Annotated in this window: 16 protein-coding genes; 8 read left to right on the forward strand and 8 right to left on the reverse strand. The window is 59.9% G+C overall.

The window, feature by feature from the left end; all coding sequences use genetic code 11:
- Positions 1-217 precede the first annotated feature (217 nt).
- The 3 genes from DW49_RS0117010 to DW49_RS0117020 all read left to right on the forward strand — a co-directional run bounded on the left by DW49_RS0117010 (position 218) and on the right by DW49_RS0117020 (position 3,521).
- Positions 218-1,492 (forward strand): MFS transporter, encoded by a 1,275-nt coding sequence (locus DW49_RS0117010; protein ID WP_024421329.1) that lies wholly within the window; start codon positions 218-220, stop codon positions 1,490-1,492.
- Between the two features lie 144 nt (positions 1,493-1,636).
- Positions 1,637-2,527, forward strand: coding sequence for a KPN_02809 family neutral zinc metallopeptidase (ypfJ, locus tag DW49_RS0117015; RefSeq protein ID WP_004397257.1), 891 nt, complete (start codon positions 1,637-1,639; stop codon positions 2,525-2,527).
- Positions 2,528-2,531: 4 nt separating this feature from the next.
- Positions 2,532-3,521: a hypothetical protein gene (locus tag DW49_RS0117020; RefSeq protein WP_004397264.1), complete on the forward strand. Its 990-nt coding sequence runs from the start codon at positions 2,532-2,534 to the stop codon at positions 3,519-3,521.
- Positions 3,522-3,823: 302 nt separating this feature from the next.
- Here the strand turns inward: DW49_RS0117020 and DW49_RS0117025 are convergent, their stop codons facing one another.
- From DW49_RS0117025 to DW49_RS0117035, 3 genes are all read right to left on the reverse strand, one after another.
- On the reverse strand, positions 3,824-4,414 hold the full coding sequence (locus DW49_RS0117025) for an HAD family hydrolase (protein WP_005620588.1): 591 nt from the start codon (positions 4,412-4,414) through the stop codon (positions 3,824-3,826).
- The gene (gene tesB, locus DW49_RS0117030; protein ID WP_004397269.1) at positions 4,411-5,280 is read right to left on the reverse strand and encodes an acyl-CoA thioesterase II; all 870 of its coding nucleotides are present in this window, start codon (positions 5,278-5,280) and stop codon (positions 4,411-4,413) included. Before tesB ends, DW49_RS0117025 begins: the two co-directional genes overlap by 4 nt.
- Before the next feature lie 137 nt (positions 5,281-5,417).
- Positions 5,418-5,987: a GNAT family N-acetyltransferase gene (locus DW49_RS0117035; protein ID WP_005620589.1), complete on the reverse strand. Its 570-nt coding sequence runs from the start codon at positions 5,985-5,987 to the stop codon at positions 5,418-5,420.
- A 135-nt stretch (positions 5,988-6,122) separates the two neighbouring features.
- Between DW49_RS0117035 and DW49_RS0117040 the strand changes: the two genes are divergently transcribed.
- Positions 6,123-7,040: a histone deacetylase family protein gene (locus tag DW49_RS0117040; protein ID WP_004397285.1), complete on the forward strand. Its 918-nt coding sequence runs from the start codon at positions 6,123-6,125 to the stop codon at positions 7,038-7,040.
- Between the two features lie 92 nt (positions 7,041-7,132).
- Positions 7,133-8,386 carry a TIGR03862 family flavoprotein gene (locus DW49_RS0117045; protein WP_081591667.1) on the forward strand — a complete coding sequence of 418 codons (1,254 nt, stop codon included), beginning with the start codon at positions 7,133-7,135 and terminating at the stop codon, positions 8,384-8,386.
- Positions 8,387-8,664: 278 nt separating this feature from the next.
- Here the strand turns inward: DW49_RS0117045 and DW49_RS0117050 are convergent, their stop codons facing one another.
- The 4 genes from DW49_RS0117050 to DW49_RS0117065 all read right to left on the reverse strand — a co-directional run bounded on the left by DW49_RS0117050 (position 8,665) and on the right by DW49_RS0117065 (position 12,162).
- A complete protein-coding gene (locus DW49_RS0117050; protein ID WP_005620591.1) occupies positions 8,665-9,993 on the reverse strand; it encodes an RNA helicase RhlE1 in 1,329 nt (442 codons plus the stop codon).
- Between the two features lie 114 nt (positions 9,994-10,107).
- Positions 10,108-10,719, reverse strand: coding sequence for a 3'-5' exonuclease (locus DW49_RS0117055; protein WP_005620592.1), 612 nt, complete (start codon positions 10,717-10,719; stop codon positions 10,108-10,110).
- A gap of 21 nt (positions 10,720-10,740) precedes the next feature.
- Complete coding sequence (locus DW49_RS0117060; RefSeq protein WP_005620593.1) at positions 10,741-11,217, reverse strand: NYN domain-containing protein; 477 nt, start codon at positions 11,215-11,217, stop codon at positions 10,741-10,743.
- Between the two features lie 240 nt (positions 11,218-11,457).
- Complete coding sequence (locus tag DW49_RS0117065; protein WP_024420533.1) at positions 11,458-12,162, reverse strand: DUF2076 domain-containing protein; 705 nt, start codon at positions 12,160-12,162, stop codon at positions 11,458-11,460.
- Between the two features lie 197 nt (positions 12,163-12,359).
- Between DW49_RS0117065 and DW49_RS0117070 the strand changes: the two genes are divergently transcribed.
- Both DW49_RS0117070 and DW49_RS0117075 read left to right on the forward strand, forming a co-directional pair.
- Positions 12,360-13,022 carry a YciC family protein gene (locus DW49_RS0117070; protein WP_005620594.1) on the forward strand — a complete coding sequence of 221 codons (663 nt, stop codon included), beginning with the start codon at positions 12,360-12,362 and terminating at the stop codon, positions 13,020-13,022.
- A 35-nt stretch (positions 13,023-13,057) separates the two neighbouring features.
- Positions 13,058-14,200 (forward strand): endonuclease/exonuclease/phosphatase family protein, encoded by a 1,143-nt coding sequence (locus DW49_RS0117075; protein WP_005620595.1) that lies wholly within the window; start codon positions 13,058-13,060, stop codon positions 14,198-14,200.
- A gap of 16 nt (positions 14,201-14,216) precedes the next feature.
- Here the strand turns inward: DW49_RS0117075 and DW49_RS0117080 are convergent, their stop codons facing one another.
- Positions 14,217-15,020, reverse strand: coding sequence for a hypothetical protein (locus tag DW49_RS0117080; protein ID WP_005620596.1), 804 nt, complete (start codon positions 15,018-15,020; stop codon positions 14,217-14,219).
- A gap of 288 nt (positions 15,021-15,308) precedes the next feature.
- Between DW49_RS0117080 and DW49_RS0117085 the strand changes: the two genes are divergently transcribed.
- The gene (locus DW49_RS0117085; protein WP_005736721.1) at positions 15,309-15,566 is read left to right on the forward strand and encodes a hypothetical protein; all 258 of its coding nucleotides are present in this window, start codon (positions 15,309-15,311) and stop codon (positions 15,564-15,566) included.
- Positions 15,567-15,929: the final 363 nt, after the last annotated feature.

Consider the following 15,929-nt stretch of genomic DNA (forward strand, 5'->3'; position numbering starts at 1 on the left):
GCGTCGCATGCCGTTCTGGACGCTCCGCGTCCGATCTTGAATCTGCAGCGCGGCGCAGATTTCTGACGCAGAGCGTCACGCAAGGCATTCCTGGGCTGGAGCGTGAGGAACGATAGGCTCTTCACTGCGAAACTGTCAGATTATTTATTAGCTTCCTATCGATACGCTGAGGTATAAACCAAAAACGTGAATTAGTCGCTTCGATGGGATCCCTTTCTTGAGCTCTGAGTTCTCCGCTTCTTCTGCCCCGGTCAAATTGTCCAGCCAGCCCGGTTTTGTCAGTTTTATCCTGTCGCGTCTGATGGCTGTGTTTGCCATGCAGATTCAGGCGGTGGTGGTTGCCTGGCAGGTCTATGACATGACCCGCGAGCCGATGGCGCTGGCGTATGTCGGCCTTGCTCAGTTCATCCCCATGTTGCTGCTGTTGATGCCTGCCGGGGACCTGATCGACCGTTACAACCGTAAGGTCATCCTGATGATCAGTTGGGGCGTGCAGGCGGTGTGCGGCGTCATTCTGTTCGTGTTCTCGGCGCTGAAGCTGCAAGACCTGCGGCTGATCTACGGCGCGCTGATGCTCTACGGCTGTGCCCGCGCATTCACCGGCCCTGCCCTGCAAAGCCTGCTGCCGCAGATTGTCCCGCGCGACCAACTCGCTTCGGCCATCGCCACCAACAGCGTGATCATGCGCTGCTCGACCGTCGGCGGACCGCTGATCGGCGGCTATCTGTACTGGCTGGGCGGCGCGGAGCTGACGTACGCGGTCTGTGTGGCCGCCTTCATCGCCGGCATTCTGCTGCTGGCCCGAGTTGCCACGCCCTTTGCCGGCAAGCCTGTGGAGCTGGGCTCCAGCGCCTGGGGCCGGTTCACGGCGGGCATCGCCTTTATCCGCTCGCGGCCGATTATCCTGGGCACCATTTCACTGGACCTGTTCGCCGTGCTGCTCGGTGGCGTGGTCGCGCTGCTGCCAATCTACGCCCATGAAGTGCTGAACCTGGGCCCGCAAGGGCTGGGTATGCTGCGCGCTTCGATGAGCCTGGGCGAACTGGGCGTCGGGATTTACCTGAGCATGCGCCCGCTGGACCGCAATGTCGGCATGACCATGTTTTTCGCCGTCGGCCTGTTCGGTGTGGCGAATCTGGTGTTTGCCCTGTCCACACTGTTCTGGCTGTCGTGCCTGGCATTGCTGGTCGCGGGCGCTGCGGACATGGTCAGCGTCTATATCCGCTCGGCGCTGGTGCAGTTTTCGACGCCGGACAACATGCGCGGTCGGGTGAATGCGGTGAATATGCTGTTTATTGGTTCCTCCAACGAGCTGGGCGAATTCCGGGCGGGCACCAGCGCTTCGCTGGTCGGCGCAATCCCTGCGGCAATCATGGGCGGCGTGTGCACGCTGGGCGTGGTCGGCGCATGGATGGCGGGCTTCAAGTCGCTGCGTCAGGTCGATCGTTTCGCTGATGCGTCGCCGCCTGACGTGTTGCAGGCCAGCCGGTGAAAAGCTAGGTACGGACTTCCCGAACCAATCGCCGCTCTCGCCCCTCTATACCCTCGCATTCTGCACACGCTGGCCGGACCGCCGGACTGGCGCAGACGTGCATCAGCAGCGACACTCATTGCACGAAAAGAAGAGGGATCCGACATGCTCTGGAAAAAAGGCCGACGCAGCGACAACGTAGTCGATGCTCGCGATGGCGGCAGCAGTGGGGGCGGCGGCGGTATGCGCATCGGCGGCAAGGGCCTGGGGCTGGGCGGCATTGTGATCATTGTTGCCATCGGCCTGCTGACCGGCCAGGACCCGATGCAGATTCTTGGCCAGTTGACCGGCCAGGGCACCGAACAAAGTGCGCCACCCAGTGCGCAGACGCGACAGGCGCCACCGGCCAACGATCAGCAGGCTGAATTTGTGCGCAGCATTCTGGGCGATACCGAAGACACCTGGCGCGCCGTGTTCGCCCAGAACGGCCGTGAATACAAGGACCCGACCCTGGTGCTGTTCAGCGGCCAGGTGAACTCCGCCTGTGGTCGCGCCACTTCGGCAACGGGTCCGTTTTATTGCCCGGCAGACCAGCAGGTTTATCTGGACCTGGATTTCTTCCGCGAGATGTCTCAGCGCTTCTCGGCTGCCGGCGACTTTGCCCAGGCTTACGTGATCGCCCACGAGGTCGGCCACCATGTGCAGACCCTGCTGGGCATTTCAGCCAAGGTCGACAAGGCCCGTCAGGCCGGTCAAAAGATGGAAGGCAGCAACGGTTTGCTGGTGCGCCAGGAACTGCAGGCTGACTGTTTTGCAGGCGTTTGGGCCTATAACGCACAAAATCGTTTGAACTGGCTGGAGCCGGGTGATATTGAAGAGGCGCTGAATGCGGCGAATGCCATTGGCGATGACCGCTTACAGCAGCAAGGCAGTGGCCGAGTCGTTCCGGACTCCTTTACGCACGGAACCTCCGCCCAGCGCGTGCGCTGGTTCAAGACCGGTTTTGCGCAAGGCCAAATCAATCAATGCGACACGTTCGCCGCCAAGAGTCTCTGAGCACATGATTAAACCGCTTCTGGTCCTGCTGTTGAGTACTGCCTTCGTGAGCCTCGGGGCGCATGCCGAGGACAAGGCGGTTACGTCTATCAGCCCGGATCGACTGGCGATCAATGGCGCAGAGGCGACATTGGGGCTGAGCCAGGAGTGGGTGCACCCCAAGCCGAAGATCGAGCGCGTGGTGATTGTGCTGCACGGTCGTCTGCGCAATGCGCAAACTTATTTGCGCAGCATCGAACGAGCCGCCAACCAGTCAAAAGAGCGCGGCAAGACCCTGCTGATTGCGCCGCAGTTTCTGGATGAGAAGGACATCGTCGCGCATCACTTGCCAGAGTCGATCCTGCGCTGGCGCCAAAACAGCTGGATGGAAGGCGCAACCTCCACCGGTCCCAAGCCCGTCAGCTCGTTTCTGGTACTGGACCATATCCTCAAGCGTCTGAGCGACAGCAAGCTGTTTCCGAATCTGAAGGAAGTGGTTATTGCCGGGCATTCCGGTGGTGCTCAGGTGGTGCAGCGCTACGCAATGATCGGTGGCAAGGAAGATGCCTTACTGCAGCGTGAAGGTGTGAAGCTGCGTTATGTAATCGCCAACCCGTCGTCCTACGCCTATTTCGACGCAGAGCGGCCTGAACCGGTAACGGCGCAGAGCTGCCCTGATTTCGACGAATGGAAATACGGACTGAACAAGATGCCGTTCTATTCGGGCAAGGAAAAGCCGGTTGATATCGAAAAGAATTACGTGAAGCGCGACATCACTTACCTGATGGGCGAGCTGGACACCGACCGCAACCACCCTGCCCTGGACAAGACCTGCGCCGCCGAAGCACAAGGCGCGTATCGCCTGATTCGCGGCCAGAACTACTTCAATTACCTCAAGAAACGCCACCCTGAAGGGCTGAATCAGCGCTTGGTGATCGTGCCGAAAGTCGGCCACAACGGCGACGGTATCTTCACCTCGCCTGAGGGGCAGGCGGTGTTGTTCAAGCCGTTTTGAGGGGGTGACTCTCGAGCCAATCCTGAGCGCGGACGTTGGGCTCACCATCACGCATACGTCCGAAAACACTCAGGCACGCTTGCTTTTGTAGGAGCGGACCGGGCGACGCTTCGCTTGTGTGGGGGGGACTTGTCCGCGAAGGCTAAGGTGGGAGCGATAAGTTTTTTGCGGATGTACCCTCTTCGCGGACAAGTCCGCTCCTACGCCCCCTGGGCAGAAGCGCGTTATGAGTGCAGACCGGGCGAAGCATCGCCCCTCCGCTTACAGAAGCCCAAATTTCTGGGCCCTTCAGAGCGCATTCCTTAGCCCAACATCCCGTGCAGCGCCTTGCAATCAACCGCATGCCAGTCGGTCAGTTCAGGCCATGGATTATCCGGCAGATTGACCAGGATCGTTTTCGCCCCGGCCGCACGGCCGCAGTTCAGGTCGTGCAGGTAATCGCCGATCATGACCATGCGTTGCGGCTCGACACGCCAGGCGCTGGCCAGCTTCAGCAAGCCCGCAGGATCGGGCTTGGGCGTTGCTTCGTCGCGGCCCAGTACATCCTCGACAGCAAAGCAGTCCGCCAGGCCGATAGCCTGCAAGGTGATGTGTGCCAGCTCCCGAGCATTACGGGTCAGTATGCCTAACCGATAGCCACGTGCAGCCAGCTCGCGAACCAGTTCAACTGCCCCGTTGGCAGGCAGCGAGCCCAGCGCCAGCGCTCGCTCGTGCTCCAGCAGCCAGGCATGTTTGGCCGCCGACTCTTCGGCAGGCAATGCCGCAAGGTGGCCCAGAATGTCGTCGTCCTGCGGGATGCCCAGTTCACGCTTGATCGCGGGAAAGTCGTGGACCGGGACGGTCAGGGTGCCGTCCATGTCGAACACCCAGTGCCGAATGCCGTCGAGTGTCATGCCCAGTCCTTACGGTGGCGGATCAGCCCTTCCTGGCTGACCGATGCGACCAGTTGCCCGGCGCGGTTGAAGATACTGCCGCGCGAGAAACCACGGGAATTACCTGCCCAGGGACTGTCCATCGCGTAGAGCAGCCAGTCATCGGTGCGCAGATCGTTGTGGAACCACAGCGAGTGATCGAGGCTGGCGACCTGCATGTCGCGCTGCCAGACCGTCTTGCCGTGGGGCAGCAGCGAGGTGGTCAGCAGGTTGAAGTCAGAGGCATAAGCGAGCATATAACGGTGCAGCGACTGCACGTCTTTCAAGCTGCCATCGGCGCGAAACCACACATGTTTCACTGGCTCGCCAGGTTTGGGATCGTAAGGGTCGTCGGCGGTCACCGGACGAAACTCGATCGGTTTGGGGCGCAGAAACTTGTCATGCATCGCTTCAGGAATCAGGTGGGCGCGGCGAGTCACCAGTTCCAGCTCGGACGGCAGGTTTTCCGGGCCGACAATCTGCGGCATCACCGTCTGGTGCTCGAAGCCCTCTTCGTCGTACTGGAACGAGGCGCTGCAGGTGAAGATCGGCTTGCCCTTCTGAATGGCGGTCACGCGACGTGTGCTGAAACTGCCGCCATCGCGCACCCGGTCAACCTGATAGACCACCGGCAGACCGGCATCGCCGGGGCGCAGGAAGTAGCCGTGTAGCGAGTGAACGTGCCGGTCCTCTTCAACCGTCTGGCTGGCGGCAGACAAAGACTGCCCCAACACCTGACCACCAAATAGCTGGCGAAACCCCAGATCCTGGCTGTGGCCGCGAAAAAGGTTTTCTTCGATAGCTTCCAGCGTCAGCAACGCAACCAGATCATCCAGCACTTGGCTCATTCTCACTCCTCGCACACATCGACGCTGCATCCGCAAGGAAACAACAGTCGACGCAGTTCTTGGCAGGCCCCGGAGCCCGCACCATTAAATAAATGGAATGATACAGTTTTAAGAGGGCGAACCTGCGCGCAAATCAATCAGGGTTTCAGCGTATTGAGCCATTGTTCACGGCTGATGCGGTACAGCACGTGCGGTTTGAGCGGGTGGCCGTCAGGCAGGTTGGGGTGATCGAAATCGTCGGACTCGTCGTACTGCATACCGATCGCCTGCATGACCTTTTGCGACGGCTCGTTGCTGACCGCAGTGAACGACACAATCTCGTCCAGCTTCAAACGCTCGAAACCACAACCCAGCGCTGTCCATGCAGCCTCGCTGGCAAAGCCAAGGCCCCAGTGCTCACGCGCCAGGCGCCAGCCGATTTCGACGGCCGGGGTAAAGGGAGCCTTGAAACCCACCACGTGCAGCCCGGTGAAACCGATGAATTCCCCCGTGTCCTTGCGCTCCAGCGCCCAGAAGCCAAAACCCAGCTCGGCGAAGTGCCCACGCAGCCGTCCGATCATGGCCGCACTTTCAAGGCGGCTCAGCGGCTCCGGGAAATAGCGCATGACCTGCGGGTCTCTGCACATGGCGGCGAAGGCTGGCAAGTCGTCGTCACGCCACTGGCGCATCAGCAACCGAGCGCTATCAAGCTTGAGTATCGGTTCCATCGATTCCCCCGTGTAACGAGACATGAGTGGGCACCAGTATAGCCACCCGACACGCCAGGCAACTGGGCGGGAGGACGCATTACTGGCACTATCGGGCTTCAAACCCATAATCCGACGCAATAGAACGGACGCAAAATGTCCCTGCCGCTTATCTACCATGACGACTACAGCCCTGCATTCCCGCAGGACCATCGCTTTCCGATGGACAAGTTTCGTTTATTACGTGACTACTTGGTCGACAGCGGGCTAACCCGCGACGTTCAATTAATGCGTCCCGAGTTATGCCCGGCGGACATTCTGGCGCTGGCTCATGACCCTTCCTACATCAGTCGCTACCTGAGCGGCGACCTGTCGCGTGAAGACCAGCGGCGTCTCGGCCTGCCCTGGAGCGAGGCACTGGCGCGTCGCACCATTCGCGCCGTGGGCGGCTCGCTGCTGACCGCCGAGCAGGCCCTGACCCACGGTCTCGCCTGTCACTTGGCGGGCGGCACTCATCATGCGCACTATGACTACCCGGCAGGCTTCTGCATTTTCAATGACCTGGCGGTGATCAGCCAGTACCTGCTGCAAAGCGGTCGCGTGGGCAAGGTGTTGATTTTCGACTGCGATGTGCATCAGGGCGACGGTACGGCGCGGATTCTGGCCGACACCGAGGACGCTATCACCGTCTCGCTGCATTGCGAGAAGAACTTCCCGGCGCGCAAGGCCCAGAGCGACTGGGACATTCCGTTGCCGATGGGCATGGGCGACGCGGATTACCTGAACGTCGTCGACGACCTGCTCAACTACCTGCTGCCCTTCTACAAACCGGACCTGGTGCTGTATGACGCAGGCGTGGACGTGCACAAGGACGACGCGCTGGGTTATCTGCAACTGACCGATCAGGGCCTGGCCAATCGCGATGAAGCCGTGCTGCGCCATTGTCTGGGCCGCGACATTCCGGTCATGGGCGTGATCGGTGGCGGCTACAGCAAGGACCGCCACGCGCTGGCGAGGCGTCACGGCATTTTGCATCACAGCGCGCAGAAGGTCTGGAACGACATGGGGCTGTGACCGAACGCTGTACTTCAGCTGAGTCGCATCACACCTGAAAACAGCCCTCGGGTAGAATGCCCCACCTTTCTGCTGCCGATACTTCGCTGATCATGACCGACCTCGCCTCCCCTGCCTCCCGATCCGTTGCCATCATCGGAGGCGGCCCTGCGGGTTTGATGGCGGCCGAGATCTTGAGCCAGGCCGGTTTCGAGGTCGACCTTTACGACGGCATGCCTTCGGTGGGGCGCAAGTTTCTGCTGGCCGGGGTTGGCGGGATGAACATTACCCATTCCGAAGCGTATCCTGCGTTTCTGGAGCGTTACGCTGAACGTTCCGCGATGATCGCGCCCATGTTGCGTGCGTTTGATGCCGATGCGTTGTGCCAGTGGATTCACGAGCTGGGGATAGAAACATTCATCGGCAGCTCCGGCCGGGTTTTCCCCACCGACATGAAAGCCGCGCCCCTGCTGCGCGCCTGGCTCAAGCGCCTGCGTGATGCCGGTGTGGTTATTCACACCCGACATCGCTGGCTGGGCTGGAATGCCGATGGCAGCCTGCGCGTCGCCCATGCTGATGGCGAGCTGGCACTCAAACCGGCAGCCACCTTGCTGGCGCTGGGCGGTGCCAGTTGGGCGCGACTGGGTTCAGATGGCGCCTGGCTGCCGTGGTTGCAAGCACAGCAGGTAAGCGTCGCGCCCTTGCAAGCTGCCAACTGTGGTTTTGAGGTGGGCGCGTGGAGCGACCTGCTGCGCAGCAAATTTGCCGGTGCGCCCCTGAAGAACATAGCCATGGGCCTGGCCGGCCAAGCGCTGCGCCTGGGCGAATGCGTGCTGACCGAGACTGGCGTTGAAGGCAGCCTGGTCTACGCGCTGTCAGCACAGATTCGCGAACAGATAAACCGACAGGGTTCAGCAGTTGTGCAAATCGATCTGCTGCCCGGTAAAACACTGCCGGACGTGCAAAAAGCCTTGAACAAACCCCGCGGCTCGCGCTCGATGGCCAAACACCTGCACAGCCAATTGGGGCTGGACGGTGCGAAGGCCGCACTGTTGCGCGAGCTGACGCCTCGTGAGGCATTTGCAGATCCGCTGTTGTTGAGCGAGGCCATCAAGGCCCTGCCGCTGACCCTGATCAAGCCGCGCCCCATCGACGAAGCCATCAGCACAGCGGGTGGCGTGACCTTTGAAGCCATGGACGAGCGCCTGATGCTCAAGCAACTGCCCGGTGTATTTTGCGCAGGCGAAATGCTCGACTGGGAAGCACCCACCGGCGGCTACCTGCTGACCGCCTGCTTCGCCAGCGGCCGCACTGCGGGGTTGGGGATGGTGGAGTGGCTGAGCTCACTCGCCCGCGCTGAGGCGTGAGGCGCCAAAACCACTATCGGCCATGCCCGTGCCTTGATGATCGTTCACATGCTCCGCGCTCATCGTTATATACAAAACCCCTTTGGATTCTGGCCGTGGGAGTGGACTTGTCCACGAAAGGGCCGATACATTCTCCGAAAATGCGTCGTCTGAAACACCGCCTTCGCGAACAAGCGAAGCGTCGCCCGGTTCCCCACGGCCTCCGGCCAGAATCAAAGCGGACTTATGTATGGCAATGAGTGCTCCCACCCACGTCCGCCTTTAGTGCGCGACGCACCTCAAGGCTTCTTCTTGCGTGGCCCGGTGTTGAAAACCGGCACTTTACGCACTGGCTTGACCGCCGGCGTTGGCTCGGACTCGCCGCTGTCTACCCATTTACCCAGATTGCGTTTGCTGCTCGATACCTTGGGCTTTTTCGGTTTCTTGGGCTTTTTGAGGATCTGGCCGCTGGCATCCGTGCTCGGCACCCGGTGCTCCGGCTCGAAGTCCGCTTCTTCCTTGCGCTCCAGGGTCTGGCGAGTCAGCACTTCAATGGCCGACAGCAATTCCACCTCATCGGCACACACCAGCGAAATGGCCTCACCCGTCTGGCCCGCGCGGCCGGTGCGGCCAATACGGTGGATGTAATCCTCGGCCACGATCGGCAGGTCCAGGTTGACCACGGTCGGCAGGTCATCGATATCCAGACCGCGCGCCGCCACGTCGGTGGCGACCAGAATCTTCACTTCGTTGCTCTTGAAACGGTCCAGCGCACGCTGACGAGTGGCCTGTGGTTTGTCGCCATGAATGCCGTCGGCGTTCAGGCCCAGCCCCTGCAAACGGTCCACCAGTTGATCGACGCCCACGCGGGTCTTGGCGAACACCAGCACCTGGCCCCACCGATGCTTCTTCATCAGGTGGATGAACAGATCAGCCTTGCGCTTCTTGTCCACGGTCACAACCCATTGCTTGACCGAAGACGCCGCAACATTGCGCGGGCTGACTTCGATGGTCAGCGGGTCATTGAGCATCTGCGCGGCCAGCAGACGAATCTCGTCGGAGAACGTCGCGGAAAACAGCAGCGTCTGACGCTGTTTGGGCAATACGGCATAAATGCCGCGCAGCTCCTCGGCAAAGCCCAGGTCAAGCATGCGGTCGGCTTCATCAAGAATCAGGGTCTGCAACTGAGAGAACTTGATCGCCTTCTGACGATACAGATCAAGCAGGCGACCCGGCGTCGCAACCAGCACGTCCACGCCCTTGCGCAGCTTCATCATCTGCGGGTTGATGCTCACGCCGCCGTAGGCCGCATACGTGCTCAACGGCAGGTGTTCGGCGTACTGACGAATGCTTTCATGAACCTGATCGGCCAGCTCGCGGGTCGGTGCCAGCACCAGCGCACGAATCGAGTTGGGCGCGACTTTCGGGCCTTCCATGGTCAGGCGTTGCAGCAGCGGCAGGGCAAAACCGGCGGTCTTGCCGGTGCCGGTCTGGGCCGCTGCCATCAGATCGCGGCCCGCCAGTACCGGAGGAATTGCCTGCGTCTGTACAGGCGTCGGTGTCTGGTAACCGAGCGCTTCAAGGGCGCGCAGCAAGGGTTCGATCAGGCCAAGAGAGGCGAATGTCATGGGGATACCGTAGGAAAAATTCACGCAAGACGCGCAGTTTAACCTGTCCGGCCCGCGTCGGTTAGCTTGTGCGTGTCGATCCGGCTTATCTGACCAGACAAAACATGCCCGGGATCAAAAGCCGCGCTGACGCTTGAGCGTTTCGCCGATTTTTGCGGCCGGGACTTTCTGCAGCGAGCACAGCATCTGGTGGGAGATCCCGGCGATACCGTGGGTGTTGCGCAGTTCGTTGGTCAGGTACGCCGTCAGGTTGGCGGCCATTTCCGCATCGGCCATCGCCCGGTGAGCCTTGCCGGTGTTGGGCAGGCGTGCGTAGCTGGTCAATGTGCCGAGCTTGTGATTCGGGGCGCCGGGCATCAGGCGTCGGGCCAGCAGCATCGAACAGGCAAAGCTTTGTTCGCGCTTGCGCTGGATGCGCGACAGTTCGTAATCCCAGAACTTCTGGTCAAACGAGGCATTGTGCGCCACCAGCGGCGTCGAGCCGACAAAGTCTGCCACATCACCCATCACCCGCTCGGCGCTGGGGGCGGTGCGAATCATGTTGTTGCTGATACCGGTCAGCCCTTCGATGAACGCCGGAATGCGCACGCCAGCGTTCATCAGGCTCTGAAAGCGCTCGACGATACGCCCCTGCTCCATGATGACCACGGCGATCTCGGTCGCCCGGCAACCGGGGTTCGGAGAGATTCCGGTGGTTTCAAAGTCGATGACTGCAACACGTTCCAACACTGGCCTGACCCTGTAAATTCATTTCAACAACAATGCGCCTTCGATGGGCACATAACGGCTTGCAGCACGGATCAGCGAATTCGCGGTCAGCCCCGGCACCCCGTAGGCCACCGCTTCGACACCATGCTTGCTGATCACTCGATCGAGCAGCATATCGAAATCGCCATCACCTGACGCCAGCACCACCTCATCCACCTGCGGCGCGAAGTCCATGATATCGATGGTGATGCCCACATCCCAGTCCCCTTTGGCCGAACCATCGCGGCGCTGGATGTACGGCTTGAGCCTGACGGTGAAACCCAGATTGCGCAGGATCTGCTGGAACTGCTGCTGCTTGCTGTCGCCCCGGTCGATGGCGTACGCAAACGCGTGGACAATCTCGCCACGCTTGCTGATATCCGCCCACAGCGCGGCGTAGTTGAAATGACAGCCATACGCCTGGCGCACGGTGTAATACAGGTTCTGCACGTCGGCAAACACCGCGATCTTCTTCACCGCAATTCCTCATGGCGGGCAACAAGCCCACTGGTTACAGCGATCCGGAATGTGAATCGGCGACCAGTATGCCAGCTTGAGGAAGGAAGTGAGCTTCCACTATCGTGCGACGCTGCGCGTCGCATGCATTTCTGGACGCTCCGCGTCCGATCTTGAGTAGGCGGCGCGGCGCAGACTCGTGACGCGGAGCGTCACCCAGGGCATTCTCACGCTGGAGCGTGCGGAACGATCACCGCGTTCTCAAACAAACGAATCATCACCCGAAAACATGTCGCCACCCTCATCAAAGCTGTCATCGGCCGTGTACTGCTGATCCGGCTGCCCCCAATTGCCCTGGTCATTAAACGAACCGCTATCCTGCACCGGCGGCGCGTCATGAATGACCTCGACGATCTCCTGCGGCTGGCTGTGATGGCTGAACATGCTGCTGATGCCCTCCGCCAGCAGCACGCCACCCGCCACACCGGCAGCGGTTTTCAGTGCGCCGCCGAGAAAACCACTGCCCGCAGCAGGTGCAGGTGCAGCGTAACCACCCTGCGGCGCGGCGGGCGCAGGTGCTGGATTGAAGCCAGCCCCATCACGCCAGCCACCACCGGAAGGCTGACTCGGTTGAGGCTGGGCCGCGCGCGGTGCACTGCTGCCAAAGATGCTAGACAGAAACCCGCCGCTGGCCGGTGCAGATGAGGATTGGCCCTTGGCCTGTTGAAGCTCGGCCTGCAACTGTTGAATCTGCTCGTCACGCTGTTTCACTTGCTGATTCAGCTGATTGACCGCCGCTTCCTGCACCAGAATCGCCTGCGTCATGTAATAAGGAGCGGCGGGCTGACGGGTCAGGTGCTCTTTGATACGCGCTTCGGCCGCCGCATCGCGTGGGGCGGATGCTGTCTCGGCGTCTTTCAGTTTCGAGAAAAGACCATCGATCAGGGTTTGCTCTTCGCTGTTCATGACCACCTCACTGAGTTGCCACTGGAATTCTTTCCCGCCGCACTGGCAGGACCATGCTCAGAAAATGGGGCCTCATAAACGCGCTTCAATGACATGAAGAAAAAGATAAGAAATCCCCTGCCTACCGCCACTGCGCTTGGTTCAGCAAGGGGCATGGGCTAAAGTGGCGACCTGCTTTTAGCCTGCGATCTATCTACATGAACCCGTTGAACGTCATCCAGGATTCGCTTTATTTTTTCCGTAGCCATCTGGTCAGCATTCTGGTGCTGTGCCTGCCGTTGGTGATCCTCGAAGTCCTTGCCAAGCAAGCCCGGAGCAGCGCCATGCCCGCCCAGGCCTCATCGGCCTACACGCTGGTGATCGGGCTGTTTTTCTACCCGATCTACACGGCGGCCCTGATTCTGTTTCTCGACTCGCGCAGCCGCGGTGAAGAAGCCACCACCCGCGACCTGCTGGCCATGGCATTGCGCCTGTGGCCCACCTTCGCGGTGCTCTCGGCCATGAGCACGTTGCTGATCATGTTCGGCCTCTCGCTGTTCGTCGTCCCCGGCATCTGGGTGATGGTCAAGCTGGCATTCAGCGAATACCTGCTGGTGCTGCGCAAACTCACGCCGTTCATGGCCATGCGCGAAAGCATGCAAATGACCACCGGGCATTTCACGCGCATTCTGGTCTGCGTGCTGAGCGTCTACATTCCGCTGTGGCTGCTCGAAGGCGCGAGCCTTTATGCCTTCCCCGAGCCACAGAGCCTGCCGATTTCAGTCGCCATCGACAGCCTCAGCAGCTTCCTGCAGCTGTTTACCACCATCGTGATGTTTCGCCTGTTCATGCTGGTCAGCGAGCCTGCGCACAGGGCCTGATCCAAAGGCTGGCGTCAGGCCCGTCTATTCGCGGTATGCTCGAACCCGAATCCCTCACCGAGCGCCAGGCGCTCCAAGTCGAGCCGATGCCCCGTGTTCTGTTACGCCTGACCCTGTCCTGCCTGCTGCTGATCGCCGTGGCGCTGCTGCTGGTCTACCAACTGACCTGGCGCCCGCCCGCCCACGAGTTACTGACTGCCAGTTGCAGTACTGCGGTCCAGGCACCAAAGCTGGTGCCCGGCCAGGCCCTGAAAGTCATGACCTGGAACATCCAGTACCTGGCTGGCAAACGCTATGTGTTCTGGTACGACATGGCCGACGGCAGCGGCCCGGACGAACGCCCGACACCTGAAGACCTCGCCTACAACCTGGATGAAGTGGCACGGGTGATCCGAGACGAACAGCCAGACATCGTGCTGCTGCAAGGTGTCGACGATGGGGCCAAGAACTCCGACTACCAGGACCAGCAGAAACTGCTCCAAGAGCGCCTCGCCGACCTGTACCCGTGCAGCACCCAGGCCTTCTACTGGAAAGCGGAATTCGTGCCCAGCCCGCATATCTGGGGCAGCGTCGGCAGAAAACTGACCACCCTCAGCCGCTTCCACATCGACAGCGCCGAACGCCTGCAATTGCCAGTGCCCGACGCCAATATCATCAGCCGCCAGTTCCAGCCGAAAAACGCACTACTGGTCAGCTACCTGCCCTTGCGCGACGGTGGCAAGCTCGCCGTCATCAACACCCACCTGGCCACCACAAAACCCGGCGACGGCACCGCACACAAGCAAATAGCCGCCACCGAAACCCTGTTGGACAAACTGGAAGGCGGCGGCACACCCTGGCTGATCGGCGGCGATTTCAACCTGCTGCCGCTGGGCCAATACCAGCGCCTTCCCGAACAACAGCGCATCAGCTACGCCGCCGACAGCGAACTGCACACGCTGTGGGAAAAATACCCGATGATCCCCAACAACACCGAATCCAGCGGCACCGACCGCAGCCAATGGCTGACCCACTTCCCTAACGACAGCCGCATCAACGGGCCGGACAGGACCGTGGACTATCTGTTTTACAGCCCAAGCTTGAAGCGCGTCAGTGCGAGGGTAAGGAGGGATGACACGTTGTTGATCTCTGATCACTTGCCGGTGATTGGGCGGTTTTTGTTGCCGGTTTTGCCATGAGGGGGCAAGCCGGTATTCAGGTTTCGATAGTACCCAACATAGAGTCGAGTGCCTGCTCAAGCTTCGATAGCTCCACCTCAATACCCTCTCCGTAAACCGCCGTACCGCGACCGCAATCGATAGTCACCGCTATTCCAGCGCCGGTGAGCCGTCCGGGGTATTTGCGCAGGATCAGCTCGACACAAGAGCAATCCAGCCAGCGTGCCTGATCAGCTGACCAGCCATTGTCTTCGAAAGCAAACACGCGGATGTCGCGCCTGATGTCGATTATCTCGGGCGGATAAATCCAATGCGTGGCAAGTGCCTCGTAAGGTGTCGCCTGCACACGGTAGCGAGCGCTGGGCGACAGCGCGATCACTTCGATGCGTTCTCCGCGCATGGTGTCGCCGTCATGCTCAGCGTCCGCGAATACAGGCTCATAACCTTTTCCGGTGAACGTAAAGAATTTCGTTTTTCCATCAGCCTTCAACTGGGCCAGGGCGGCGCTCACCAACGGAAGGGACTGATCGTCAGATTCAAGCGCGCGGTCATAGCCGTCGAACTCGATGCCCATGAAGTTAGCCTCATCAGCATCATCCGTGTAGCAGCGAGCGACGAGGGACAAGGTGCCTTCCGTGAAGTAGTACATATCGTACTCATAGTAATAGTCGTAGAAGCCGTCCTTATCCTGCTCGCTGGCGTCGATGTGGTGGTACCGCTCCATGCGGATTGCACCCGGGCCCTGGGATGTCCACTCGGGTTTGAGCTCGCGGTTGCGGCTGTCATCCCGGCTAAAGAGGTTCTTCATCCAGCGCTTGATAAGCGATTTGAACATAAACATGGCAGTGTTCAATTTTTCCCTTGGTTACCCGGTTGCCGGGCGGCTTTCCGTGATCAGTGAATATTACCGTACCGTGCCTTTCCCCCTCACATCGCGGCGTGTCGAAGGCCGGAAATGTGCAGGATCCTGTGTCATCGCCAAAAGGCGGAGCGTGGCTGGCTCCTGAATGTCATCCGTCAGCGACCGATAGGATCAAAACAGTTTGAACCGTTTCTGGGCGCGCTCGCCTAATGATTAGCCTGTGGATACTTCCGCAGGCGACGTGCCAATACCGGCATACACCAAAGGGTGATCAACGTGGCTAAAGACGACAAGAAAAGCAAAGGCGAAGCATCGAAAGCCAGCAAGGACCTGAAAGACAAGAAGGCCTCACCGGCGAAGAAATCAGAAGCGGCCTCGACGCTTTCCAAGTCTTCTGAAAAGAAAGACAAGAAAAAAGACGCCGAGCCAAAGAAAGCTGCCAAAAAAGCTGAAAGCAAGCCAGAAAAGGCCAAGAAATCAGACAAGTCAGAAAAAGCGGAAAAGCCAGCTAAAAAGAAAAAGTGACACCTGCTGCCTGCCAGGGCTTTGCGCCCTGGCGTTCTCTGGCTTTATCGCTCTGGATTTCCAGCATCTGGAAGGATGTTTGAGCAAATGCAGTACGAGCTCAGTGTGTCTATGATATCGATATATCATTGACGCGGGGCCTTAGTGCAATTAAGACTCCTCATCGCCGTTTTGTTAGGCAATAGCGAAGCCGTTGTAGAGCGTCGAGGGCTGAATTTCGAAGAATTTATTTCTTGCATCTAAGGTTGGCGTGGCTGTGCGCAAGAACAGAATAACTTTTTTGCCATCTGCTAGTGTACTGTTTTCGAAAAAATCAGCCACCAACTAACGGAAAATTCAAATCTTATCAATAGCTTAGCTTGC

The organism is Pseudomonas avellanae BPIC 631 (assembly GCF_000444135.1).
Lineage (GTDB): Bacteria > Pseudomonadota > Gammaproteobacteria > Pseudomonadales > Pseudomonadaceae > Aquipseudomonas > Aquipseudomonas avellanae.